The organism is Lentzea sp. NPDC059081 (assembly GCF_042738015.1).
Taxonomy (GTDB): Bacteria; Actinomycetota; Actinomycetes; order Mycobacteriales; family Pseudonocardiaceae; genus Lentzea.
In genome coordinates this window covers 962683-987551 of the sequence record NZ_JBHYGW010000001.1, presented here as the reverse complement: position 1 = coordinate 987551, position 24869 = coordinate 962683, and the positions used below count along the sequence as shown (strand labels likewise).

The 24869-nt window shown below is 70.4% G+C and carries 20 protein-coding genes; 11 read left to right on the top strand and 9 right to left on the bottom strand.

The genetic code is table 11. From position 1 onward, the window contains the following. Window positions 1–219: 219 nt before the first annotated feature. Window positions 220–3243, bottom strand: coding sequence for a BTAD domain-containing putative transcriptional regulator (locus ACFWV3_RS04035; RefSeq protein ID WP_382407978.1), 3024 nt, complete (start codon window positions 3241–3243; stop codon window positions 220–222). 140 nt (window positions 3244–3383) lie between these two features. Here ACFWV3_RS04035 and ACFWV3_RS04030 point away from each other — a divergent pair, with 140 nt between their 5' ends. Both ACFWV3_RS04030 and ACFWV3_RS04025 read left to right on the top strand, forming a co-directional pair. Next, a complete protein-coding gene (locus ACFWV3_RS04030; RefSeq protein ID WP_382407976.1) occupies window positions 3384–3977 on the top strand; it encodes a hypothetical protein in 594 nt (197 codons plus the stop codon). Window positions 3978–4006: 29 nt separating this feature from the next. Then, window positions 4007–4708 carry a hypothetical protein gene (locus ACFWV3_RS04025; RefSeq protein WP_382407974.1) on the top strand — a complete coding sequence of 234 codons (702 nt, stop codon included), beginning with the start codon at window positions 4007–4009 and terminating at the stop codon, window positions 4706–4708. Window positions 4709–5042: 334 nt separating this feature from the next. Here the strand turns inward: ACFWV3_RS04025 and ACFWV3_RS04020 are convergent, their stop codons facing one another. Beyond that, on the bottom strand, window positions 5043–5684 hold the full coding sequence (locus ACFWV3_RS04020; RefSeq protein WP_382407972.1) for a TetR/AcrR family transcriptional regulator: 642 nt from the start codon (window positions 5682–5684) through the stop codon (window positions 5043–5045). A 200-nt stretch (window positions 5685–5884) separates the two neighbouring features. Between ACFWV3_RS04020 and ACFWV3_RS04015 the strand changes: the two genes are divergently transcribed. Both ACFWV3_RS04015 and ACFWV3_RS04010 read left to right on the top strand, forming a co-directional pair. Beyond that, the gene (locus ACFWV3_RS04015; RefSeq protein ID WP_382407970.1) at window positions 5885–6856 is read left to right on the top strand and encodes an amidohydrolase family protein; all 972 of its coding nucleotides are present in this window, start codon (window positions 5885–5887) and stop codon (window positions 6854–6856) included. Window positions 6857–6894: 38 nt separating this feature from the next. After that, on the top strand, window positions 6895–8475 hold the full coding sequence (locus tag ACFWV3_RS04010; protein WP_382407968.1) for an amidohydrolase family protein: 1581 nt from the start codon (window positions 6895–6897) through the stop codon (window positions 8473–8475). Window positions 8476–8665: 190 nt separating this feature from the next. Here ACFWV3_RS04010 and ACFWV3_RS04005 read toward each other — a convergent pair whose 3' ends face one another. Further along, the gene (locus tag ACFWV3_RS04005; protein ID WP_382407965.1) at window positions 8666–9538 is read right to left on the bottom strand and encodes a helix-turn-helix transcriptional regulator; all 873 of its coding nucleotides are present in this window, start codon (window positions 9536–9538) and stop codon (window positions 8666–8668) included. Between the two features lie 105 nt (window positions 9539–9643). Here ACFWV3_RS04005 and ACFWV3_RS04000 point away from each other — a divergent pair, with 105 nt between their 5' ends. The 3 genes from ACFWV3_RS04000 to ACFWV3_RS03990 all read left to right on the top strand — a co-directional run bounded on the left by ACFWV3_RS04000 (window position 9644) and on the right by ACFWV3_RS03990 (window position 13151). Next, window positions 9644–10342: an SDR family NAD(P)-dependent oxidoreductase gene (locus ACFWV3_RS04000; protein WP_382407963.1), complete on the top strand. Its 699-nt coding sequence runs from the start codon at window positions 9644–9646 to the stop codon at window positions 10340–10342. A gap of 311 nt (window positions 10343–10653) precedes the next feature. Beyond that, the gene (locus tag ACFWV3_RS03995) at window positions 10654–10905 is read left to right on the top strand and encodes a hypothetical protein (protein ID WP_382407961.1); all 252 of its coding nucleotides are present in this window, start codon (window positions 10654–10656) and stop codon (window positions 10903–10905) included. After that, the gene (locus tag ACFWV3_RS03990) at window positions 10902–13151 is read left to right on the top strand and encodes an RNA polymerase sigma factor (RefSeq protein WP_382407959.1); all 2250 of its coding nucleotides are present in this window, start codon (window positions 10902–10904) and stop codon (window positions 13149–13151) included. Before ACFWV3_RS03995 ends, ACFWV3_RS03990 begins: the two co-directional genes overlap by 4 nt. Here ACFWV3_RS03990 and ACFWV3_RS03985 read toward each other — a convergent pair. Beyond that, the gene (locus ACFWV3_RS03985) at window positions 13148–13696 is read right to left on the bottom strand and encodes a hypothetical protein (RefSeq protein WP_382407957.1); all 549 of its coding nucleotides are present in this window, start codon (window positions 13694–13696) and stop codon (window positions 13148–13150) included. The two genes, ACFWV3_RS03990 and ACFWV3_RS03985, sit on opposite strands and share 4 nt — an antisense overlap. 124 nt (window positions 13697–13820) lie before the next feature. Here ACFWV3_RS03985 and ACFWV3_RS03980 point away from each other — a divergent pair, with 124 nt between their 5' ends. Next, window positions 13821–14105 carry a TetR family transcriptional regulator gene (locus ACFWV3_RS03980; protein ID WP_382407955.1) on the top strand — a complete coding sequence of 95 codons (285 nt, stop codon included), beginning with the start codon at window positions 13821–13823 and terminating at the stop codon, window positions 14103–14105. A gap of 186 nt (window positions 14106–14291) precedes the next feature. Here ACFWV3_RS03980 and ACFWV3_RS03975 read toward each other — a convergent pair whose 3' ends face one another. Both ACFWV3_RS03975 and ACFWV3_RS03970 read right to left on the bottom strand, forming a co-directional pair. Continuing rightward, window positions 14292–14651, bottom strand: coding sequence for a roadblock/LC7 domain-containing protein (locus ACFWV3_RS03975; RefSeq protein ID WP_382407953.1), 360 nt, complete (start codon window positions 14649–14651; stop codon window positions 14292–14294). Between the two features lie 167 nt (window positions 14652–14818). Then, window positions 14819–15190 (bottom strand): hypothetical protein, encoded by a 372-nt coding sequence (locus tag ACFWV3_RS03970; protein ID WP_382407951.1) that lies wholly within the window; start codon window positions 15188–15190, stop codon window positions 14819–14821. Window positions 15191–15611: 421 nt separating this feature from the next. On the opposite strand from ACFWV3_RS03970, the gene ACFWV3_RS03965 reads away from it, so the two are divergent. Beyond that, window positions 15612–15815: a hypothetical protein gene (locus ACFWV3_RS03965; RefSeq protein WP_382407948.1), complete on the top strand. Its 204-nt coding sequence runs from the start codon at window positions 15612–15614 to the stop codon at window positions 15813–15815. 534 nt (window positions 15816–16349) lie between these two features. Here ACFWV3_RS03965 and ACFWV3_RS03960 read toward each other — a convergent pair. Beyond that, on the bottom strand, window positions 16350–17627 hold the full coding sequence (locus ACFWV3_RS03960; protein WP_382407946.1) for an MFS transporter: 1278 nt from the start codon (window positions 17625–17627) through the stop codon (window positions 16350–16352). A 433-nt stretch (window positions 17628–18060) separates the two neighbouring features. Between ACFWV3_RS03960 and ACFWV3_RS03955 the strand changes: the two genes are divergently transcribed. After that, complete coding sequence (locus ACFWV3_RS03955; RefSeq protein ID WP_382407944.1) at window positions 18061–19449, top strand: TfuA-like protein; 1389 nt, start codon at window positions 18061–18063, stop codon at window positions 19447–19449. After that, window positions 19446–20594 (top strand): YcaO-like family protein, encoded by a 1149-nt coding sequence (locus ACFWV3_RS03950; protein WP_382407941.1) that lies wholly within the window; start codon window positions 19446–19448, stop codon window positions 20592–20594. Before ACFWV3_RS03955 ends, ACFWV3_RS03950 begins: the two co-directional genes overlap by 4 nt. Window positions 20595–20597: 3 nt before the next feature. Here ACFWV3_RS03950 and ACFWV3_RS03945 read toward each other — a convergent pair whose 3' ends face one another. Beyond that, the gene (locus ACFWV3_RS03945) at window positions 20598–21521 is read right to left on the bottom strand and encodes an FAD-dependent oxidoreductase (RefSeq protein ID WP_382407939.1); all 924 of its coding nucleotides are present in this window, start codon (window positions 21519–21521) and stop codon (window positions 20598–20600) included. Then, window positions 21505–24759: a BTAD domain-containing putative transcriptional regulator gene (locus ACFWV3_RS03940; protein WP_382407937.1), complete on the bottom strand. Its 3255-nt coding sequence runs from the start codon at window positions 24757–24759 to the stop codon at window positions 21505–21507. The genes ACFWV3_RS03945 and ACFWV3_RS03940 overlap by 17 nt, the downstream gene beginning before the upstream one ends. Window positions 24760–24869 lie beyond the last annotated feature (110 nt).

The following is a 24869-nucleotide window of genomic DNA, read 5'->3' as shown; positions in this document are numbered from 1 at the left end:
ATAAAGGGCTGCGAAGGTTTGGGAGCTGCTGCACGAGCAGGTGACAGTGGTAGTCACGCAGCCTGGCTGGCTGTAGCCGCGGGTGCGGTCGGACTCTTCTCGCCGAACCGGACTCGGACGATCACCAATCCCGCGTGGACGGTCCGCCCCTCCCGATCAGCATCACACCGCCGTGGCAGGTCCGCGGCCACGGCCCTGTCCGCATTGATGGCTCGTTCCTCAACGGATGGCCGTTGCGGGCGCGTCCAGCTCGGCCAGGCGCCGGTGGACGTCGGCTGTCTCCGAGCCGCTGCCCAACGAGGTGAAGAGGCCGACCGCCTCGCGCCAGCAGTTGCGGGCACCGGCGAGGTCACCGGTAGTGCGGTGCAATTCGCCTAGCGCCCGCAGAACGAGCGCGGTGCCGTACGGCTGGTTCAGCTCTCGCCACAACGCCAACGAGTTGGCCAGGTGGTCCGCGGCGCCGGCGAGGTCGCCATCGGCGTGGCTGAGCTCGCCCAACGCGCGCAGTGCCACGGCGCGACCGTGCACGTCGCCGATCCGTTGGTGCAGTTGCAAGGCGCGCTCCAGGGTTGGCCTGGCCCGCGGGTCGCGGCACGTGGTGTGGAATTGGCCCAGGTCCAGCAGAGCGTCCGCGATGCCGCGCAGGCCGCCCAGCCGCTCTTGACACGCCAGGGCGCGGCCGAAGAAGTCTCGCGCCCGTTCCAGCTCGCCGCGCTCGCGGTGCACCACGCCCAGGCCTCGCAGCGCGAACGCCTCCACGTCGGGCATGTCGCTGCGGCGGGCGAGGACCAGTGCGCGGGTGAAGCAGCGGCGGGCTTCGGCGATGTGCCTGCGTTGCCAGTGCAGGACGCCCAGGGACCGCCAGGCCGCCGCCTCCGCGGGTTCGTTGCCCGCGGCACGGGCCAGGCGGGTGGCTCGGGTCAGCACCTCGGCGGACCGGGTGTGGTCGCCGTGCATGCGGTGCACGGCGCCGGCCAGTACCAGGGAGTCCACTTCGCCGTGCACCTCGCCCAGATCGTGGAAGCGCGAGCGAGCGCCCTCGATGAGCGCCAGTGCGTTGTCCAGACCGAGATCCGGGGTGCGGGTGGCCCAGCAGGCGCGGCCGTAGAGCATCACGGCTTCGCCTCGCCGGTTGCCGGCGCGTTCGCAGGAGGCGAGGGCGAGGGTGTGCGTCTCGGTCAGGTCGTCGCTCTGGTCGCGTTGTTCGAACAGGTCCCGGACGGCGGCGGTGAGCTCCCAGGCCAGTTCGTCGAGATCGAGCCCGCACGCCTGCCGGATCGCGGACAGGAGCGCGCCGTGCTCGGCGGCGAGCCAGTCGAACGCGTCGCCGGGCAGCCCCGCGCCGGTCAGACGGTGCCGGGGAGCGGTGCCCCGGATCGGCGCGAGCAGCCGGTACGGCAACGTCGCGGCGGCCTGTTCGGTCAGGTGGAGCCAGGCACCCAGGGCTCGCAGCAATGCCGCTCGTCGTACGGGTTCGGTGTCCTCGTCCTCGCAGCGGACCAGGGCGAAGAGGCGGACCAGGTCGTGCAACCGGTAGCGCAGCCCGCCGGTGGGTTCCACCAGGTGCGCGTCCACGAGGGACTCCACCAGGTCTTCCGCGTGCCGCAGGTCGACGTCGAGCAGCGCGGCGGCCGTCCAGGCGGCGAAGTCGTCGGTCTCCAGCAGTGCCAGCAATCGCAGCGCGCGGCGGGCCTCGGTGTCGAGCAGCCGGTAGCTGATCGCGAACGACGCGGCGACGGCCAGGTCGCCGGTGGCGAGTTCGTCCAGCCGGCGGCGGGCGTCGGACAACCGGGCAGTCAGCACGGCCAGCGGCCAGTGCGGGCGGGCGGCCAGGCGGACGCCGGTGATGCGGATGGCCAGCGGGAGGTACCCGCACAGCCGGATGATCGCGGCCGTGTCGTCCGGCTGGGTGTCCACGCGGTCGGCACCGCACAGCCCGCGCAGCAGCCGTGTGGCCTCCACCGGAGTGAAACTGTTGAGCGCCAAGACTGTTGCGCCCTCTACTTCGGACAGTCGTCTTCGGCTGGTGACCAGCGCGGCGCACCGGGCGGAGGGCGGGAGCAGGGGTCGCACCTGGGCTGCCTCACCGGCGTCGTCGAGCAGCACCAGCACTCGCCGCTCGTCGAGCAGGCTGCGGTAGAGGTCGACCCGTTCGTCGAGGGTGTCCGGCACCTCACCGCCCTCGACGCCGAGACGGCGCAGGAACCGGCCGAGGACCTCTGCCGGGCTGGTGAGCGTCGACTGGGCGCCGCGCAGGTTCGCGTAGAGCTGGCCGTCGGGAAACAGTGCTCGCAGCTCGTGCGCCGCCCGCACCGCGAGCGCGGTCTTGCCGATGCCGCCCTGTCCGGTGATCACGGCGATCCGGCCGCCGCCGGTCAGCGCGGTGGCCACCTCGGCCAGTTGGCGTTCCCGACCGATGAAGTCGGTGACGTCGGCGGGGAGCAGGGCAGGCCGCGGCACCGCCGTCGTCGTCTGGTTCCGCAGGCCGACGACGTCCTGGTCGTGCCGCAGAACGCCCAGGTGCAGGCGTGTCAACTCCGGGCCGGGGTCGACCCCGAGCGTGTCGGCGAGCCGTGCCCTGAACCGTTCGTAGACCTCCAGAGCCTCGGCGTGCCGGCCGGCCCGGTACACGGCCAGCACGAGCTGGCCGACGAATCGCTCGTGGTACGGGTGCTCGGCGGTCAGCGCGGTGAGCTCACCGACGAGCTCGCGGTGCCGGCCCAGCGCCAGCTCGGTGTCGACGAGCAGTTCGGTCGCGGACAGCCGGGCCTCGACGAGGTCGCCGCCGATGCGGTCGCGGAGCCGGTCGGGCGCGTCGCCGCCGAGCACCGGTCCGCGCCACAACGCCAGTGCCTGGCGCAGCAGCGTGACCGTGCCGGCTTGGTCGGAGTGCCGCTGTGCTGACCCGACCAGCTCCCGGAACCGTTGTGCGTCAACAAGTTCCGGGTCGGTCTCGGCGAGGTAGCCGTCCAGGCCGCTGCTCAGTCGCAGCAGGTCCGGCCCGATGCCCGCCGCGCGCAGCCGGCCGCGCAACCGGGCCACGTGGGTGTGCAGACCGGCCCGCCCGGTGTCCGGGGGTTCGCCGTCCCACAATAGGTCCAGCAACCGTTCGACCGGCACCGCCCGTCCCGGGTGGATCAGCAGGACGCCGAGCAGGCAGCGTTCCCGGCGGCGTCCCAGCTCGACCGGGGCGCCGTCGGCCAGCACGGTCAGCGGTCCGAGCACGCGGAGGTCCAACTCCATCGCTGTCGCTTCTTCCTGACGGTGGCAAGGCGAACGGCAAGGTACCCGGCAAGGCGGCCGCCGCAGGGTTTCAACGCAGGGGAGCCGCGAACGGTTGACGAGTTCCGCGGATCTTTCACCGGGGCAAAGGGAGGAAAAGGATGAACGGCACCAAAAACGTGCTGCGTCGGATGGCGCTGGCCGCGGCCGGACTGGTCGCGGCCGGCTCGGCGCTCGCCGCCACGGGCGGACAGGCGATGGCCTACACCGACGACGTGGTGGGCAACTACGACGACAGCCCGTGGTTCGTGTACCAGAAGAACTGGTCGTCGCCGCTCAACAGCACGCTGACCGCGTGGGTGAGCGTCAACGGTGTTCGCCACCGCATCGCCATGCGGGCCGGCAGCGGCAACGGCAACATGAACGACTGCACGTCGAACCAGGGCTGGCTGCCGGACGGCAACTACAGCAACAACGACAGCGACGGCGCGAGCTTCTTCAAGCATTACAACAAGACCTGGGGCAACTCGGTCGTCACCGGGTGGGTCTGGGAGCTCGGCAACAAGGTCTGCTACAACGGCAGCAAGTCGCGCACCGAGCTGTTCATCCATTCGCAGGGTACGGGCGGTTGGTCCGACTCCAACTACGCGTCCGCCGGGTGCATCAAGATCAACCAGACCGACCGGTCGCACCTGCACACCATGTTCGCCGCCTCGTACAGCCAGAACAACGGGTTCCTGACCGTCCAGTCCTGACCCACGAGCGAAGTCCCGGGAGCGCCGACATGCCTCTGACCAGAACGCTGCTCGCCGCCGGTGTGGTGGCGGCAGCGGCCGTAGCGGTGACCGCGGTCGTGGCCACCTCGCCGGACCACGGCAGTGGCCCCTCGGCACTCGCCGGGACCGCTCTGCACCACGAGTCGTTGATCGCGGACTGCATGCGGGCCCGCGGCTTCGACTACGAGGTCGCCCTGCCGCGCGACGTGGCCGTCGAGGAGGCTCGTCGCGTGGCCGTGGCGCGGCACCAGAATCCGCAGGTCGCGGTGGCGCGGGCGCAGGCGTCCGCACCACCGGACCCCAACCAGGCACGCGTCGGCGCGCTGCCCGCGGACCAGCAGCGAGCGTGGGGCGACGCCCTGTACGGCGACGACTCCTGGAAAGGGTGCTACTACGCCACTTACGAGCAGGCGTGGGGCGAGAACCTGGACCAGCGAGCCGAGGAGGCCGACGCGCTGGTGGTGAAGGTCCGCGCCGACCCATCGGTGCAGGCCGCCGAAAGGGCGTACCTCCTCTGCATGGCCGAACGGGGCCACCGGCTCGCCGGGCCGGACGACGTACACCGGTTGATCGGCGAGGCACGCGACCGGCTCGCCGCCGCGGCCGCCGACCAGTACGAGAAGGACGTGAACTCCGCGCACGCCACCTGCGTCATGCCATATCAGAAAGCCTACGACGCGACCTACCAGCGACTGGTGCACGGCGGCTGAGCCCGGTCACCCCGGCACCCACATCGGGCAGGGTCCGCCCGCTTCGTCGCGACGGCTGCGGGTCGTCGCGTCCGGTTGGTGTGGTTGGACAGTCGAGGTGGTGAACGACCTGGTCTGTCGAAGATCACCTTTCTGCCAGGGCGGTAGGTGGATCCGGACCAGAGCCGCGTACGAGCGGCACGACAACGAGCACCGCACCCACCGATCACTCATCGCCGCAGCACCCTTGCGAGCCCGGCACCAAGCCCTTGGACCTGACAGGATCGAACGCCTTGCGGTACTCCGACGGGACCGTCTCGGGGAGCTTGCCGGCCATATGAGGCTGGCGTGAGGGTCAGTTCACCGGACCGGGCAGTGGCGCGGTGGCCAGTTCCCGCGCCTCGGCCGCCGGTATGCCGAGCATGCGCAGGAGCTGCTCGGCGAGCTGGTCGTACACGGTGTCGTCGTCGAAAGCCGGATCTGTCAAGGACAGTTGCAACGCCGCCAGCAGCGCACCGGCCACTGTGGACATCGCCAGTCTTGCGCTGGAGACCTGGAAACGGTCCGCGTCGATGCCGGCGGCGATGTCGCGCAATGCGCGCGGCGCCAGTCCCCGGTCGGAGTCCGTGTAGGCGATGCCGTGCCGCACCATGACCTGAGCGAGCTGGGGTTGCCGGCGTGCGAGCCGGCCGGCCAGCCGGACGGATTGGGCGAAGGTGGCGGCGGGATCTTGAACGGTGCTGCTCAGCTCGTCCAGTCGAGCGCCCATCTCCTCCAGCACGTCCTCGACCGCGGCGGTGAACAGGTCGGCCTTGGTCGGGAAGTGGTTGTAGAACGAACCGAAGCCGACATCGGCGGCGTCGGTGATGTCCTGGATGCTCGACTCGTGAGCCGTCCCAGCCGACAGGATCACCCGTGCCGCGTCGAGGAGCTTGCGCCGCGTCCGGGCCTTGCGGCGGTCGAAGCGGTTCCCGGTCTCGGGACGGCTGGGCGTCACGCGGCCACCCTACGCCATGACAGTACTGATGAAATCATCAATTGACCTTGACGGGCGGTGGTCCCGAACTGATAGTTTCATCAGTACCGGGCTGACGAGCAGGCAGGCCGGGACGTGTCCCGTCCGTCGTTGTGGCGCGACACCAACGACATCACGGATTTGCGCCGTCGGCCGCGCGAGGAAATCAGGAGTGCCTGCATATGAGCGGCTGGCTCGATGTCCACGCCCATTACGTGACCCCGTACTACGCGGAGCGGTGCCGTGCGGCGGGCCACGGGACGCCTGACGGGATGCCCGCCTTGCCCGAGTGGAGCGTCGAGGCCGCCATCCAGGTCATGGCGACCTCGGGGGTGGCCGCGGCGGTGCTGTCCGTGTCGTCCCCCGGCGTGCACTTCGGTGACGACTCGACGGCCAAAGACCAGAACGCGCGAGACCTGGCGCGTCACGTCAACGACGAGGGCGCCCAGGTGGTCGCGCGGATGCCGGACCGGTTCGGTCTGGCCGCCACCCTGCCGTTGCCCGATGTGGACGGTGCGCTCGCGGAACTGGCGCGAGCCTTCGACGAGTTGGGTGCCGACGCGATCACCCTGCACACCAACCACCACGGCAGGTACCTCACCGATCCGGCCTACGACCCGGTGCTGGCGGAACTGGACGCTCGTGCCGCTGTGGTGACGCTGCACCCGACCTCGCCGCCGTGCTGGGAGCACACCGCGCTGGGCAGGCCGCGGCCGATGATCGAGTTCTTGTTCGACACCACCAGGTGCGTCGTCGATCTCGTGCTGAGCGGCACCCTGGACCGGTACGCGAACATCCGGTGGATCGTTCCGCACGCCGGCGCGGTGCTGCCTGTCGTGGCCCACCGCGTGGCGGGGATGTCCACTCTCGTCGGCGCACCTGTCGACGTTCCCAACGCACTCGGCAGGCTGTACTACGACCTGGCCGGTGTGCCGCTGCCGGTGGCCCTCGACGGCCTGCTCACCCTGGTCGGTCCGAACCGGCTGCTCTACGGCAGCGATTTTCCCTTCACCCCGGCACCGGTGGTCGCCGGACTCGCTGAAGGACTACGGCACGCACCGGCGTTGCAAGCGGTGTCTCTCGGCCTGGAACCGAGCTCGCCGGCAGCCACGTTGTTTCCACGGCTGGCCACGAAAGCGGGGGAGCGGAGATGAGCCGGAAACGGCGCTCGAGGCCCGACAACGATGAAGGCGTGGACGATGAAGGCGTGGACGAGGAGAAGCTCGGGCCGACCCGCCGGACCGTGCTCAAGCGCGTCGGACTCGGTGTTCTCGGAGCGGGCGCCATCGCCGCTGTCGGCGTGCCGGTCGCGCGGAACCTGACGGCGAAGGACCCGGCGATCTCGGTCGTACCGCGCGCCGCACCGCTGCGGATCGACCAGGTGACCGTGATAGATCCTCGCGACGGCAGCAAGAGCCCGGGCATGTCGGTCATCGTCCGTGACGGACGGATCACCACTGTCGCAGCCACGAAGGACACCCCGGCCGGTCCGGACACCTGGGCCATCGACGGTGCGGGACGGTTCGCGGTCCCCGGTTACAACAACATGCACACGCACGTGCTGCAGGAAGAGCGCGCGAGCCTGTTCATGGCGACGATGCTGGCCGAAGGAACCACCGGCATGCGGCAGATGGCCGGCACCGACGATCTGCTGCGTTTCCGCGCCGAGAACCGCCTCCCTCTGGGCGTGCACACTCCGGGCCTGCTCGCAATGCCCGGCGAGCTTCTGATGCCGTGGAACGCCGGTTCGGTGCAGGAGGTTCGAGAGGAGATCACCCGGCAGAAGGACCTCGGCGCTGACTTCATCAAGTTGATCTCCGTGGACCGCGAGGTCTTCTTCGAGGCGGTCAGCTGGGCCCACGGTCAGGGGATGAAGATCGCCGGTCATCTGCCGCCTTCGGTGAGCCCGACCGAGGCCGTGGAGGCGGGGTACGACTCCATCGAGCACTTCGGGGCAGGAAGCTGCATATGGATCGAGACCTCGTCCGACGAGAAGACGCTGCGCGGGCAGCAGGATCTCAGCGGGCCCGTTCCCGGCTGGTTCGCGAACCTGCCGTTCGCCGGCTGGCTGTTCTCCACCGACCTGGTCGCCGGTATGGCGGGCAAGACGCTGATCAATCCCGCGTTGTCCAACTCGCCGCAGGCGGTCGACCTGATGCGCCGCGCGCTGGGTTCCTTCGACGACACGGCCGCGCAGGAGATGCTGCGACGCTTCGCCGCCGGCTCGACCTGGCAGACGCCGACCCTCGTGCGCCTGCGCACGCAGTACGTCGTCGACGACCCCGAGTACGACAACCACCCGTCGCTGAGGATGCTGTCCGCGAAGGCGGTGCGCGACTTCCAGGACGCGCGGGCCGAGTTCATGGCACTGCCGGCCGACACCCGTGCCGTCTACCACCAGGCCTACGACATGTCGCTGCGCATGGTGAAGCGGATCCACGACGCCGGAGTGCCGGTCATGACGGGAACGGATGGTCCGGGCAAGAATCCGGCGGACCTGCACACCGAGTTCCGCGAGCTGGCCGCGGCCGGCCTGCGGCCTCTGGACGTCCTCCGCACGGTGACCACGGAACCGGCCGCTTACCTCGGACGCTCAGACCGGATGGGCGCCATCGCACCGGGCATGGACGCGGACTTCCTCCTCCTCGACTCCGATCCGTTGGAGGACGTGAGAAACCTCGCGTCGGTCGCGGCCGTCGTCCGAGCAGGGCACTTCCTGCCTCGTCAGGAAATCGACTCGCTCGTCGAGGAGCTCCTGGCCGCTGCCAGATGAGACGCTGGTGATGAGCCTGTGCTGAAGCGCAAGGCCACGCGTTCCGCGGGGCAGGACTTGAACCGACCTGCGATCGTCGTGAAAGCAGCGCCCACCGTGGCGATGCTGGCCAGTGCTGAGGCACCCATGGCGTAGACCATGACGACCGTGGTCGACGGAATCTCCGTCCACACCGCGTGGCAGCTCCCGTTCAGGTCTGCGCGCCGACGACCGGGCCGGCGATCGTCGCCAGCCGGAGTTTCGTCTCGTCCTCGCTGCCGGGCACCGCGGTCATGATGACGATCTTGAGTTCGGTGTCGCCGTCGGTCAGGACGTCGCAGTCCACCACCACCGGACCGACCGACGGGTGGTGGATCGTCTTGTGGTCCTCGCGGTGCGCGGCGACCTGCCCGGTGGCCCACAGCGCCGCGAACCTCTCGTTGGCCGCGCCCAGCTCGCGGACGAGCGCGGCCAGGCGGTGGTCCAGGGGGAAGCGTCCGGTGGCGCGGCGCAGGTCGGAGACGACGGCGGCATCGGTCGCGTCGCGGTCGGCTTCGCTCACCGGCCACCGCGCGAGGTGAGCGGGGCCGCCGTCGACGGGGAACCTGTCTCGGGCGAAGTTGCGCAGCCCCGGCGGCGAGGCGGACGGATCGCCCAGCAGGGCCGACCAGCCGCGGTTCCACCACACCAGCTGCCAGTCCGCGGCGAACACGGCGACCGCCACGTCCCCGAGGCGGGCGAGGACCCTCTGCACGCCCGGCGGCACGTGGTCGGAGACGCTGCCGTCGGCGGGCGGCACGAGCCGGGCGAGCCGGTACAGGTGGTCCCGCTCCGCGGTGGACAGCTGGAGGGCCCGTGCCAGGGACGCCACCACCGATGCCGAAGGAGTGCTGGCCCGCCCCTGTTCCAGCCGCACGACGTAGTCGACGGACACCCCGGCCAGGTCGGCCAGCTCCTCGCGCCGCAGCCCCGCCGCCCGTCGTCCGCGCGCGGTGCCGAGCCCGGCGGCGGACGGGGGAAGCCGGTCCCGCCAGGTCCGGATCATCGCACCGAGCCCGGTACCGGAGGTCGTCACGACGTCCATCTTGCTGCCTCGGGCACCGGCTGTCCGGTCGCGAAGGTGGTACTGCTCTTCCTACCGTCGAGGTGTTCCTGGTGGACGCCCACGACCGGGACCACGCTCGAACCCATGACGATCACCTTCATCACCGGAGCGAACAAGGGCCTCGGCCGGGAGACCGCCCGCCGCCTCGTCGAGCTCGGCCACACCGTCCTGCTCGGCGCCCGCGACCGGGAACGGGGCGAAGAGGCGGCCGCCGCGCTCGGCGCGCGCTTCGTCCCCGTCGACGTGACCGACGACGAGTCCGTGGCCGCCGCGGCGGCGGACGTCGCCGGCCGCGAGGGCAGGATCGACGTCCTGATCAACAACGCCGGCGTGCACGGCCCGTTCGGCGATCCCGGCGAGCTCACCGGCGCCGGCGCTCTCGCCGTGTTCCAGGTCAACCTGATCGGCGTCGTCCGCGTCACGACCGCGTTCCTGCCGTTGCTGCGCCGCTCGGACGACCCCGCGATCATCAACGTCAGCAGCGGCATGGGCTCGCTCGCCCTCACCCACGACCCGGCCCGTCCCGAATCGGGGGTCGTCGCCCCGTTGTACACGGCGTCGAAGGCGGCGCTGACCATGCTGACCACCCAGTACGCCAAGGGGGTGAAGGACGTCCGGATCAACGCCGCCGACCCCGGCTACACGGCGACCGACCTGAATGGGCACAGCGGGTTCCAGACCGTCACCGAGGGCACGGACGCGATCGTCGCGCTCGCCACCGAGGGACCGGGAGCCGGCACCGGGAGGTTCGTCTCCCGCGAAGGGGAGATGTCCTGGTCGTGACCACGCGCGCATCAGGCAGGGTGTCCACCTCGCGGATGGCCCGGCCCACCGGTCGAACTCGGGGAGAACCGAGTTGATTCGCCCACCTAGGTGGTGAGGGAACGCGCCACGCGTTCCCCGCGACCGGCCAGGCCGGGAATGGGACGATGCCCGTGTTGTAGCACCGCATCGGGTGATTTCCACCTGTCCTTCCCCGCGAGCACAATGCCCGCGGGGAGGGTGGCGTGAAGATTTTTTCGCCCGACGCGGGGAGAACGCGATTATCCCGGCCACGTAGTTCCCGAGACGCTGCGACAGCCTCGGGAGACGACATGGCACATGACGACCGCGAACTGGTCGAACGCCTGCGGGCGGGAGACTGGACCGCACTGGACGTCCTCTACAGCCGCTACTCGGTACCGGTGTTCCAACGCTGCTGGCGGGTCCTGCGCACCCGCGAAGCGTCGTGGGACGCCACGTGCGACACGTTCGCCAGCTTCCTCGTCCATCTGCCCGCCCAGCCCCGTGAGTGGCTGCTGCGCACCAGCACCCAGCTGGCCCAGGCCCGGCGAGGTGCGCGGTGAGCATCGAGACCAGACCGAGCGAGGACGAGCCGGACGCGCACCGTGCGCTGTTCGAGCTCTGCCAGACGAAGGTGCGCAGCTACCTGCTCAAGAACCTGCCCAACCCCTCCGATGTCGACGACGCGGCGAGCGAGGTCCTGACTCGTGCGCTGGAGGGCCTTCACGGTGGTGCGCAACCCGCAGAGCTGCCCAGGTGGGTGTTCGGCATCGCCCGCAACGTGCTCAAGGGGTACTACGAGGCGAACCGGAAGTTCCCCGTCGCGGCGGATGGCGAGGACGTCGAGCAGGTGCCCACCGAACCGCCGATCGACCTGCCCGACCTGCCTGACCAGCCCTCCGAGCTGGAGCACCTGCTGGGCAGGCGGCAGCTGTGGCAGACGGTCACCACGGCCGTGTCGAGCATCCCCGCATCATTCCAGCCCCTGATGCGCGCCCACATCGACGAGTCCCGCCGGCACGGCGAGTACGTCGTGGGCAAGCGGCTCGCGGCGCTCACCGGCATCCCCGTCAAGAACGTGGACCGGCAGCTCGCGCGGGCACGTGAGGCGCTGCCCTTGGCCTTCGCCGCACTGGTGCTCGCGCGAAGCCGCCGCGACGCATGCCCCGGCCTCGCGGCGATCGTCCCGGCGGGCCGCTACGTCGTCCTCGACCCCGACCAGTCCCGAGCTGTTCTCGCCCACGCCGCCGACTGCGCCGGCTGCGGGCCACACCTCGGCAAGTACAACACCATCGGCCGCTGGGCCATCGGTCCCGGCCTGCTCGTGTTGCCCGAGGACGACGACGAGCACCGCGGCGTGCTCGCGGCTCTGTCCGGCCGGGACGTGACGCTGCGCGCGTCCGCCACGTCGGCCGCACCCGCTCCGGGACTCGCCGAGCGCGCCAGGACCGCGCTGATGGAGCAGGTGGCCCGGTTGGACACGCCCCTGCGGTTCGTCCAGGAGCACCCGGAGATCGCTCGGCGGGTGGTCGCGGGCGCCGTGGCGCTGGTCAGCGGCGCGACACTGGTGGCGTCCCTGCTGTTCGGGCCCGACGGCGAACCCGATCGGGTCGAAGGCCTGCCGGAATCGGGCCCGACCACCACGACCGCGCCGGGCGTCTCCGCGTCGACTGACCCGTCTGGCACCTACCAGGACGGCCAGCCCGTCCTCGACTCGAACGGCAGACCGCAGGGCCGCATCACCCGGCCCGGTGCCGCCGCCCCGGACGGGACAGCGGGCACACCGACCACGACGACCTCGGCGGGCAAGGGCACCGACGATCCAGGGGAGCCGGGGACGCCGTGGAACGGCGAGGTCACCGTCGACGGCAGGGACTCGGGCTACATCGCCTACTCGGTGTCGGGCACCCCCGGCCAGCACCCCACCGCCCAGCCCGTCGCGCTCAAGATCCAACCGGGCGACCACGTGCTGACCTCGACCGCCTACACCACGATCCCGTTCCACGTCGCGGACGACGGCCGGATCGAGTACTCCTCCGCACACGACGGGCTGGTCAGCGGCCGGGGGACACGGACGCTGCGACTGCGCGGCCTGCCGGTGACGCTCGATGCCACCAGCCTCGCCTACCAGTCGGCCACGGTCTCCGGCACGGGCGTGTCGCAGACCCGGTCGAAGACGATGAACCTGTTCCCCGGCAAGCACTTCGTGCAGACCCCGGCGGGGGACCGGCTCGACTTCGAGGTCACCAGGGCGGGAACGGTGACCTACCTGCCGGCCGTCGACCCCGTGCTCGACGGCGCGGGCACCTCGACGCTCACCGTCGTCGGAACGCCGATCACCTTCGACGTCACCGATGTCGACTACGTCAACATGGCTGTCGGCGGCACCGGCTGGCCTGTGCCCCAGGACGTCCGCACCCTGCGCCTGCTGCCCGGCGCGCACACCGTCGTCACCCCGGCCGGCACCAGCTACCCGTTCCGCGTCACCTCCGCCGGCGCACTCGACTACGACCCGGCCCTCGAGGACGTCTTCGACGGTGCGGGCGGCACCACGCTGGCCGTGCGCGGAGTCACGGTTCGCGTCGACGCCACCAGGTCCGGCACCGACTACGTCGCCGTGGACGGAGCGGGCTGGTGGGCAGCCGGGACACCGCACGACTTCCGGCTGCTCCCAGGACCGCACAAGGTGCGACTGCACGACCAGCGCGCGTGGCCGTTCACCGTCGACCGGGCCGGAACCGTCGGCTACGACCCGAGCCTGGACCCGCTGCTCGAGGGGAGGGGGACCGGCACACTGTCGTTCCGCTAGGGCACGTGCACCCAAGCGCGTTCGTCGACCTCCTTGAGCACCACCTGAACCGGTTGGTAGTCAGCAGACCGCAGCCCCCGATAGCCCTGCCGGACGACGGCCCGGTGCACGGCGTCGGACACGATCACCACGAGGTCGGCCTCGGGGTGATCGTGCAGGCTGCGGTACAACGCGGGACTGTCCACGAGCCGGCACGCCGTGACGAGCTCGGTACCCGTCCAACCGTGCCGGTCCCGGTCCAGATCGCCCGCGTGCACCGCCATCCGCAGCCGGACCCGCCTCTCGGACGGCGCAGCCAGCTCCGCCACCAGCCGCGGCACGAGCGGATCCAGCAGACTCGCCTTGGACACCGAGGCGGGCACGAGCAGGAGCAGCCCATCACCCCGGTCCGCCACGACCAGCCGCCACCACCACACGCCCGCGGCGCGGAAGGCCCTGCGCACCGCACGCCGCACGGTCTCCCGCGCGCGCAGCTGAGCACGGTTGTCCAGCCGGCCGAAGCCGGCGACGTCGAACACCACGATCGAGCGATACACCGGATCCACATCGCACCTCCACCACGTACGTGGAGGAACGAGCCTTCTTCTCCCCGTCGACTGTTCCGACCTCGACTGCATCGTCGAGGACCAGCTCTGGGAACCGGGCGTCATCGCCGCCGAGAAGAGCCTCATGACGCGCGGAGAATCCCCTCGCCGCCGGCCCAACCGCAAGGGCGAGGGCGGTCTGCTGCGCGCCGAGATCGAACGGGCGGCCATGGAGCTCCTGGACGAGCTGGGGTCGCCCGAGGCGCTGACGCTGCGCGGCGTGGCACGGGCGGCGGGCATCACCGGCCCGGCGATCTACCCGCACTTCGCCGGTCTGCCCGAGCTGCACGCCCGCCTGCGCGATCGAGGAGATGGTCGCGCGCTTGGCGAAGCTGACGCCGGCGTAGACCGCGTGCTCGTCGGCGGCTGATGTGGGCAGTGCTCGCGATGACCAGACTGTGCTCGCGGATGGATTTTCGCCGCTTGGCGTCGGTAGTGCGAGAGCAGTGACCATCAGCCAAGCGGGAGGGCGGGAAGTGCGGCCCGCTTTCCTCGGTGCAGGCCGCGCTCGGCTCCGGCTATCGCTCGGCCTGAAGTCCACAGTGGACTTCGGCCGTCACTGGTAGTCGTGGTACGCCCGGCGGGTGGCCCTCGCCGTCTGGACCCGTTGCCGCAGCAGCGCGTGCCGGACCAGGACCAGAGCTTGCCTGGCCGCCACGTTGAACAGCCCCAGCGTGATGCCCTTCTCCCCGAAGACCACGAGCAGCAAGGAGGATTCGACCGGGAAGACGCAAACGAAGCCGGAGTCTCCTTCGAACAGTGCGGTGCGGGGTTGTCCGATGTTGGCTTGAGCGGTGAACTGGCCGGCGAGGCCGATCGTCGCGGCGGACATGGCGGCGACGTTTTCAGGGGTGACGCCCACGGTGTCGCTGGACAGGACCAGCCCGTCCAGAGTGGCCACCAGCAGGCCGGTCACCCTGTCGACCTGGCCTCGGATCACGCCCAGAGCCTGTGACAGCTCGTCGGGATCGAACGGCGACCTGCTCGCGGATGGCCACTGCTGCGCTGCGGCCGCCTCGCCGGACGCTGCGGTCCGCGTCGGCAGCCGTCCGTGAATGGACCCTTGGTCGGCTTGTGCTCCGGTCATACCGTCAGGTCGGTTTCGATGCGCTTGAGGTGGTGCCTGGCCAGCGCGAGGTTGGCGCGTTCGCGGTCGAGAACCAGGTAGAGGAACAGCGTGGGAGAGCCTTTCGCGGGGGCCAGCAGCCGGATGAGGTGGTATTGGCGAGCCAGGGTGATCAAAATGTCCTCGATGGTGTCGTTCAGGGCCAACGAAGACATGACACGGAGTTTGGCGCGGACGACCTCGGTGTTGCCGGCCGCGGCGATCTCGAGGTTGAACCAGTCGCCGCCGCCCATGGTGCCGAGGGACATTCCGCTGTCGTAGTCCACCAGGGCGACCCCCAGGGCGCCCGGAATGGTCATGGCCTCTTTCAGTGCCAATTCGATGCTCATATAGCCTGACTCCTGGTGTGCGGCTGAATACGTCTGGTGACGCGGAATGCCCGTTCTGCGATATACGCCAAACGGTGCAACGCGATGAGACCCTAGGTTGCGGAGATGCCGGGGTGAACGGCCATATGGGTTAACTTCGCCACCGTTGGGACAACTCTCAGTTGCATAATGCCGTCGGTAGTCACTCGTGAGAGAGCTGTTACGGCGGCAGGGAAAGTGCGTCTGCAATCGTCACTATTTGTGTGTGAACAGTCGCAAATTCGTCGTGCTCAGAGCGTCGGCTTTTCAACGAGGTGTCCAGGCTGGATTCGCAAGCCTGGCCGAGTGACGCACGCGGTCTGCGACGTCGAGTCATACACGTCCGTGATGCGGCTGAAGCGCGATTTCCGAGCTGGCGACCCGCAGACCGGCCGTGCTCGTCGTGGACGACGGGACGGAGATCGCGTATCACCGCTGGGAGCCGGATCCCGTGGTCCGGGCACATCCCGTTCCGGTGGTCCTGCAGCACGGGTTCACGGCGAACGCGATGGTGAACTGGGCCGACAGGTGCACGGTGGCGGCACTGACGGCGGTGGGTCGCACGGTGGTCGCGACGATCCTGACCGGCGTCAGGGTGCCCGCATGAACGCGATCATGGAACGCTGGGTCAAGACGCTGCGCGGCGAACTCGTGGACCGCGCGCTGATCTGGAACGAGGCTAATCTTCGGCGCGCTGCAAGAGTACGAGCGGCACTACAACGAGCACCGTGCCCACCGATCCCTGGCCGCGGCAGCATCCTTGCGATCCCGGCACCAGCCCCTTGGACCTGACCGGATCGAACGCCTTGCGGTACTCCGGCGGGACCGTCTCGGTGGAGTCCTCCACGAGTATCGGCATGCCGCTTGACCTGTGTGGACGTAATTTTCGGCACGCACAGCGTGCGGATCAGGCCGGACACGAATCTCAGGGTCCGATGTGACACGGCAACGCGGCGCGATACAACAACATGTGAAGCCCCTGGTGGTGCGGAGCGGTCTTGGTCGATGGCTCTGTTACCAGGGGCTTCGCCGTGCCCAGGGTTCGACACGCCGCGCCTGCGTCAACTAGTCACAGCGGAAGTTCCTTACCCGCCAACACATCCAGACCAGGATGAAAGGGCTCAATGCTGCGCGAGTAGCTCTACGGTTGAACGGCTCGTGGGTGGTCGGGGAGGTCCCGTGCACTCTTCGCGGGACCGATCAGCAGGATCAGCGCTGACAGGGCTAGCAGGGTGGTCATGACCCACATCGTGGTCCGGATGCCCGACGACGTGGCGAGCGCGCCCGCGGTCAACGCGCCGAGCGGGATCGCGCCGTAGTTGAGGAACTGCATGGTGACCGTCACCCGGCCCATCAGTTCGGCAGGGGTGTAGTTCTGCCGGAAGCTGCTCCTGATCACGCTGCCGCTGATGACGCCCGCGTTGACCATCAGGCCGCCGATGACGGCCAGCGACAGCGACGGGCCGTTGGCGGCCAACGGCATCAGCAGCCCGAACGGCATCGTCGTCATGACGCACACGAGCATGCCGTGGGCTGTTCCGAACCGCCTCGTCACCCTGCCGGCGACCACCGCTCCCAGCACGCCGCCGATGCTCGTGGCGGCGAGGACCACGCCGGTGATGCCGATGGGGACGCCTGCTTCGCGAACGAGGAAGGCGACGAACATCGAGGCCAGTCCGGCGGTCGCCAGGTTGCAGACCGCGCTGTACGCCGTGAACACGCGCAGATAAGGATCCGACACCACAAATCGCTTTCCGCTCATTATTTCGCGATACAGCGAGCGATCTTCTGTGGCGGCCTTTGGCGTGACGTTCTCGCGATGGTCTATTCGCGCGAGACAGAGGAAAGAAGTCGCATAGCCGACGACGTCGGCGAGAATGCCGGTGACCGGGCTGAAGAGCTGCGCGATGAGGCCACCGGCGCCGGGACCCACGACCTGCGCCGCCGCCGTCGTGCCCTGGAGCTTGGCGTTGGCCTCCTGCCGCCGGTCCTTGTCGACCAGCGACGGCAGGTAGGCGCCGCCCGCCGTCTCGAAGAAGACGGTCGTGGTGCCGACGAGCAGGATCGCGGTGAGCAGGTGCGCGGTCGTGAGCCGGGAGAGGACCGCGGCCAGCGGGATGCTGAGCAGGCACAGCATCGCGATCGCGTTGGCCGTCAGCATCACCGGCCGGCGCGGCCACCTGTCCACCCAGGCCCCCGCGGGCAGGCCGATGACCAACCACGGCAGCCACGCCGCGGCGTGGAGGAGGCCCAGCAGCAGCGGCGCAGCGTCCAAAGTGGACACGGCGACCAGTGGAACGGCCACCGTCGACACGCTGCTGCCGAACCGGCCGACGGTCTGCCCCAGCCAGAACAGCCGGAAGTCGTGGTGGTGCAGGAGGCTGTCCTGCCGCGAGGTGGTGCCGCGCCCTGCTTCCACGGTCGTGTTCGCCCCCAATGTGCACGACGGTGACGTTCCAGGGTCTCGATCAGTGCGCCCCGATGGTCCGGTGACAACTCTGCCACGGAATGGCTCCGGCATGGTTCCGGGGGTCAGGACTTCCATTTCCATGTTAATGAACATGAGAATGCGTCGGCGCGGCCGCGGGAGTGAGAAACAATGCTAGACTCGGGTTTGCGCAGGTACAGCGGGGACAACTGCCTACGGGGGATGGTAAATCGTGGACGAACTGCTCGAGAAGATCGACGCTCTTCGTGAACAGGCGAACCTGACCGAGGTCTTCGATTCGAAGCCGACCGGCGAGCTGGCGTGCTGCTCCACGAGCGTGCCCGGACTCTGAGCTGCTGGTCGTGACTCCCGGCCTCGTCGGGATGGAGGAAGCGGTGTGCCGCGGGGCGGTACGCCGCTTCTCTTGTCCGGGGCGGTCGGCCTGGCGGTGACAGTGCACGTGTTCACCGGACCCACACTCACGGGCGCGGCGGCGCGGGAGTTGGTGCGCCGTGCCGTGGTGCATCCTCCGGTGGCGCACGGCGACCTGCTGCGCATCCCGTTCCTCCCCGGTGACGTCGTGGTGATCGTCGACGGCTACTACCACCAGGCGGCAGCCGTTCGTCACAAGGAGATCCTGGCCCTGCTCGACTCCGGGGTGAGCGTGGTGGGCTGCTCCAGCATGGGCGCACTGCGCGCGGCGGAGCTCGACATGTACGGCATGGTCGGCAACGGCCGGGTGTACGAGATGTTCCGCGACGGCGTGGTGGACGCGGACGACGAAGTCGCAGTCGCGCACACGCCGGCACCCGAGTACCGCAAGCTGAGCGAGCCGCTGGTCACCATCCGGCACGTGGTGGCGTGCGCCGTCCGCGACGGTCATGTCTCGTCGTCGGACGGAGAGGCTGTCGTCGCGTTCGCACGGCGGTTGCCTTACACCGCAAGGAGTTGGCGTGCGCTGGGTGCGGTGATGGCTCGTGACGCACCCGAGTCGGGTTCCGTGTTCGCTCGGTTGGAGACGTTCAGGGCGACCCGCGGAACCGAGCTGGACGTCAAGGCCGCGGACGCGCGGGACACCCTGCGCCGCCTGGACGAGCTGGTGGCCGGTGCCCGAGCGAGCCGGGACAGCGGCGGTGAGCCGGAGAACGCCTACCTCCGCGAGTGGCGTGCGGCCTGGTCGGGCGCCGAGGTCCACGGAGTCCTGGTCAGCGACCGCGATGTCGTGCGGTACCAGCAGATCTACCTGGCGGACTTCCCTCGACGGTGGGAGGAGCACGCTCTGGAGCGGATCGCGGAGTCAGCGACGACCGGCGACCCGGCGGCGCCCCTGCGGGACCGGGCGATCGCGGTCGCGGCGGCGAGCGGACTGACCGGCGAGGCGCTCACCGCGGAGCAGCGGGCGGAGTGGATGACGACGGGGGAGCGGTCGGCGGCCGGCGAACACGACCAGCTGCTCAAGGTGCTCCGCAGGTCCTACCGGTCACCGAGTCCCGTCCACGACCTGATGACGGCCTGTCCCGGCCTGGTGGACGACGCCGGCGCGCGACAGGCGGTCGCCGAGGCGGTCCTGATCAACCGGCAGGTCGCGACCTGGGGCGTCGCCCACGGCATCGACCACCTGAAACCCCAGGTCCTGCGCGGGCACCTCGCCGGCGTCTGGGGGGTGTCGCCCGATCGCGAGGAGTTGCTCGCCGCGGCCCGCGACCGGGGGCTGATCTCGCTGGACGACGCCGTCCGCGCGGTGCGGCCGTTCTACCTGCGTGCGCACTTCGGCGCGGTGGTCGGGGCCACCACGGGAGAGCAGGTGGTGTGAGCGCGCGAGAAGCCGGAGACGAGAAGGTGTTCCTCGACGGCACCCACCGGGTCCGGTTGCCGGAGGACACGTGGCGGATCGTCGAACCGCTGCTGCGGGACTTCGGCATCACCCGCGTGGCGGACGTGACCGGGCTCGACACGCTCGGCATCCCGGTCACGATGGCGGTGCGGCCGCGCGCGAAGAGCCTCAGCGTGTCGCAGGGCAAGGGGCAGACGTTGCTGCTCGCCCGCGTCTCGGCCGCCATGGAGTCGATCGAGCTCTGGCACGCGGAGCACGTCCCGTTCGGCAGCTGCCACGTCAGGACGCCGGCCCGCGCCCTCGGTCTGCCGTACCGGGTCGAGGACCTGGTGACCGCCACCGGAGGGCTGGTGGGCGACCTGACGCCACTCGACTGGGTGAGCGCCACGGGCATGATCAGCGGGCTGACCGTTCCCGTGCCGGACGAGCTCGTGCGCTGGTCCACCGATCGCGGGTGGCGCCCCCGCGGCCTGGAGTGGAGCACCAACGGTCTCGCCTCCGGCAACTCGGTGCGGGAGGCCGCGCTCCACGCGCTCCTCGAGGTCGTCGAACGGGACGCGATCAGCAGGAACGGCGAACCCGGCGAGCTGGCCTTCGTCGATCCCGGCACCGTCGAGGACGAGCTGTGCTCGCGGTTGATCGCGAAGGTGCGGGCCGCCGATGCGCGCATCGACCTCAGCCACCTGCCGAGCAGGTTCGGGGTCCCGTGCTTCGGCGCCCGCGTCTGGAGCGCGGACTTCCCCGTGATGAGCCTGGGGTGGGGTGCTCATCCCGCACCGGAGGTCGCGTTGTCCAGGGCGATCACCGAGGCGGCGCAGAGCAGGCTGAGCGGCATCGCCGGCACTCGCGACGACCTGCCGGCGATCTACGACGCCGTTCGGGCCGGGAACGAGGAACCGCCGCGGCCGGCCGCCCTGGTGGCCTGGCAGGACCTACCCGACGCGCCCAGGAGGACGTTCACGGGCGTGCGGGCGGAACTGGACCGGATCTCGTCCGTCGTCGCGAGCGTGACCGGGGCGGAACCGCTGCTCGTGGACCTCTCGACGATCGACGAGATCGCGGTGGTGAAGGTGGTCGTGCCCGGAGTGTCCCTCGACCTGGCCAGGGTCCACCCCGGTGCCTGAGCGTCATCCGACGAGCTCGGTGGTCAGGTCCCTGTGGATGGAGATGCCGGCGCGAATGCCGCTGCCCATGGACTCGACCAGCAGGTAGTACGGCATTGCGGCGGTGCCGGCGATCCAGACCAGCGGGTGCTCGCTGCGTCCCTCGCGGTCGACCTCGGGAAGGCCCGTCCACGACGGCGGCAGACCCAGCATCTCGGTGAGCGTCTTGCGGGCCCGGACGACGCCGAGGAGCACGACGGCTCCCGCCACGACCCGGTTGCCACCCGCGGTCGTCAGTTCGACCTCACCGGTGGGAAGCACCTGTGCGGCGGAAACGGTGTCGACGACGACGTCGCCGCCGGTCGACCGGATGTGGTCGGCTTCCGGCGACTCGGCCGCGGCGGGATCCGCGACGACGACCGTGAGAGTGCGGGCGTGCGCCACGCACAGCAGAGCGGTGTGGACGGCCTGCGCGTCCGCTCCGACGAACACGAAGGCTTCACCGTGGTGCTCGCTCGCGTGGCAGAACGGGCACGTGAAGATCGACCGTCCCCACGCCTCGGCCGGCACCCACGACGGCAGTTCGTGGTCAAGTCCGGTGGCGAGGAGCAGTCGCGCTCCGGTGAGCCGCCCGGCGGCGGTGACCACGTGGACCTGTCGCAGGTCCTCGTCGATCCGGACCTCCTCCACCTCCTGCCGCAGGACGACGACGCCGAGGCCGGCCAGCTCCGCCTCCATCGTGGCGTAGAGGTTCTCCGGCGTGACGCCTTCAGCGAACGGCAGGTTGTGCACCGCCTCCGCGGCGGAGTTGGCCCGGTCGGCCGGTCCGATCACCGCCACCTTCCGCTTGCAGCGTCCCAGCAGTGCGGCCGCGGCCAGACCGGCCGCCCCCGCCCCGACGACGAGCACGTCGAAGTGGGTGGCCTGCTCGTCACGGTCGATGGACATGAGTGGGTTCCGTCCTGTCTGGATCGTCGGCACGCGTTTCGGCCAGGTGGTGTTCCGCCCTGGCCCTCAGAGTCAGTGCGGCCTCGTCGTCACCCAGCGACGCCCGGAGGGCGGCCGCCGTGGTCAGCGCCCTGGCCGCGTCCAGGAGGTAGCCGTGGGCCTGGGCCAGCTCCGCCGACCGGACTGCTTCGTGCGAGGCGGTGACGAGATCTCCGCGGGCCGCGAGGACCTCGGCCAGTTCGAGGTGGGCGCGCTCCCGTTCGCGGGGACGCTTGTCGGCCAGCCCCGGCGACACCAGGTCCACCGCGGCCGCCAGGTCGCCACGACGACGGTGGTGGGCGGCCAGCCCACGGGCCACCAGGGAGCGCCAGTGGCGCACCCGGTCGTCGGTGTGCGCCTGAGCGGCCGAGAGGAGTGAGAAGGCCCGGTCCAGGTCGTCCAGGCGCAGCGCGATGTGGCCGAGCAGGCCGTTCAGCCCGATGACGAGCCACGGCGACTTCACGCCCTCCGCGATCTCGAGCGCCTGCCTGCCGATCTCGTCCGCCTGCTCGAACCGATCCGCCTCCAGGTGCACCTCGGCGATGCCCCGCAGGACCTCGCTCGCGTACTGCGGGTAGCCGAGCTCCTGCATCGTCGCGAGCGCGTCCTGCAACTTCGGGAGAGCGTCGGACAGCCGGCCTCGCCACAGGTCGGTGATGCCGATGCTGGAGAGCAGCCGCGCGTCCATCGGCTTCAGGTCGGGTGAACCGGTCAGCTTCCTGGCCGCCTCGTACCGGTCGACCGCCTCCGCGTTCCTGCCCGTCGTCATCAGTGCGACGCCGAGGTTGTGCAGCGCGGTGACCAGGCCCGCGGAGTCGCCCGCCTGCTCGAACAGGGCGGCGGCCCGGCGGAAGTAGCCGGTGGCGGAGTCGTGGTCGCCCTCGTCGAAGGTGACCGAGCCGACGCCGGAGAGCGCGCGAGCTTCGCCCGACCTGTCCCCGACCTCGTTGAAGAGGACGGAGGCGCGGGAGAAGTGGGCGCGCGCCAGCGCGTGCTGCGACTGGTGGAACTCGAGCCTCGCCAGACCGGTCTCCACCTCGGCCCTGGCCGGCACGTCGCCGCGCTCTCCCGCCGCCGTGGCCGCCGCGGTCAGCGAAGCGCGCCACATGACGTCGAGCCGCTGCCGCTGGAAGTAGGCGTTGAGCTCCTTGGCCAGTTCCCAGGTCGGCAGGGTCGCGCTCACACCGGAGGTGTCGCACACGAGCGCGGTGATGTTCGCGGCCTCGTCCTGGAGCCACTGCCGCGCCTGCGCGGGAGTGGACAGTGCCGGCCACCCTGGGTCCGCCGCCGTGCCCGGCACCCCGCTCGTCCGGTGCGCGAGGGTCTCCGCGGACCGCGTCGTCCCGAGGTACATGCCGAACAGCCGCGTCAGCGCGCGCCGCCGGTCTTCCGCGCTGTCCTCGGCCTCGCACTTCGTGCGCGCGAACTCGTTGATGAGGTCGTGGAAGTGGTACCGCCCCCTCGACCTGACCTGGATCAGGTTGGCGGTCGCCAGCCGGGTGAGCACGCGCGCGGCGGAGGCACGCGGGACACCGGCGAGGTTCGCGGCGGCGTAGGTGTCGAAGTCCGGTCCCGGTACGAGGCTCAGCAAGCGGAAGCACCGGGCCACCTCCGGCTCGAGGACGCCGTAGGAGAGGTCGAACGTCAGGTACACAGCCGCCTGCTCGTCGCCTTCGATGGCCATCGCGGCCAGCCGGTCGCTGTCGCGCAGCTCGCGCACGTGCTCCGCGACGTCCAGACCGAGGAGGTCGACGTTGGCCGCGGCGATGCGGAGCGCGAGCGGCAGGTGTCCGCACGCCGCGGCGAGGTCGTCGGCGGCGGTGAGGTCGGCTTCGACGCGGCCGAGGCCCAGCATCGTCGTCAGGAGGTCTCTTGCCTCCTGCTCGCTCAGCATGCCGACGGGCAGCCGCCGGGCGCCGTTGATCGCGACGAGGCCGTTGAGGTTGTCCCTGCTGGTCACGAGGACGACGCAGTTCGGCGTACCGGGGAGCAGCGGCCGCACCTGGTCGGGGCTCGCCGCGTTGTCGAGCACGACGAGCACCCGCCGGTCGCCGAGAACGGACCGGAGGAGGGCGCTCTGGTCGTCCATCTCGGCGGGAATCCGTTCCGGCGGGACACCGGTGGCGCGCAGCAGCCTGGTCAGCCCGTCGGCCGGCGTCACCGGCGGGCTCGTGGAGTGGCCGCGCAGGTCGAGGTACAGCTGCCCGTCCGGGAACCGCGCGGCGAGCCGGTGCGCTGCGTGGACGACCAGTGCCGTCTTCCCGGCACCCGGTGGTCCGGCGAGCACGAGGATCGGCACCGCGTGCGCGTCCGGCCTGGCCGGGTCCGTGAGCTCGTCGATCTGCCGGAGGAGCTCCCGCCGTCCCACGAACCCGGCCACGTCCGGCGGCACCTGGCGGGGCACGTCCCGGTGAGCGGGCGGCTGCTCACCGGCCGGTGGCTTGGGAACGGACGCGGCGGACAGGTCGCCGTTGAGGATCTGCCGCTGCAGGGTGCGCAGCGGTTCACCGGGGTCGACGCCGAGATCGTGGCGCAGCAGATCGCTCACCTCGCGGTACGCCGCCAGCGCGTCGGCCTGGCGTTCGGTGCGGACCAGCGCGAGCATCAGCTGGCTCCACAGGCGTTCGCGCAGGGGATGCGCGGTGGTCAGCCCCTGCAGCTCCGCCACCAGTCCCGCGTGCAGACCCAGTGAGAGGTCGACCTCGATCCGGCGCTCGAGCGCCTCCAGCCGTTCTTCCTCCAGCCGCGGCACCTCGTAGAGCTGGAGGAAGTCCGACGGGACGTCGGCCAGCGGCGCGCCTCGCCACAACGCGAGCGCGGCACGCAGCTCCTGGCTCTCGGTGTGCGGATCCCCGCCGGCACCCGCCTGCTTGGCCCGTTCCACGTGGCCGCGGAACCTGCGGAGGTCGACCGCCTCCTCCGGCAGCTCGATCACGTAGCCGGCCGGGTGCGTGCGGATGAGGCGCCCCGCCTCGCCGAGCGTGTTGCGCAGCCTCATGACGTAGCTCTGCGCCGCGTTCCGGCTGCGCTGGGAACCGTCGTTCCACAGGCGGTCGGCGAGCTCCTCGACCGACAGCGGCCGGTCACCCCGCAGCAGCAGGCTCGCCAGCGCGATCCGCATCTTGGGCGCGCCGATCGGCACGGGTGTCCCGGCGATGCTCGCGGTCAGCGTGCCGAGAACGCCGAACGAGACGGGCACGCCGTCAACACCTGCCAACTACCACGCCTCCCCCAGACGCCGGCCCCAGGACGACCACGCTACCGCATGGTGCCGATCCGTGTTTGCCTGACGGGACAAGGAGAAGACGT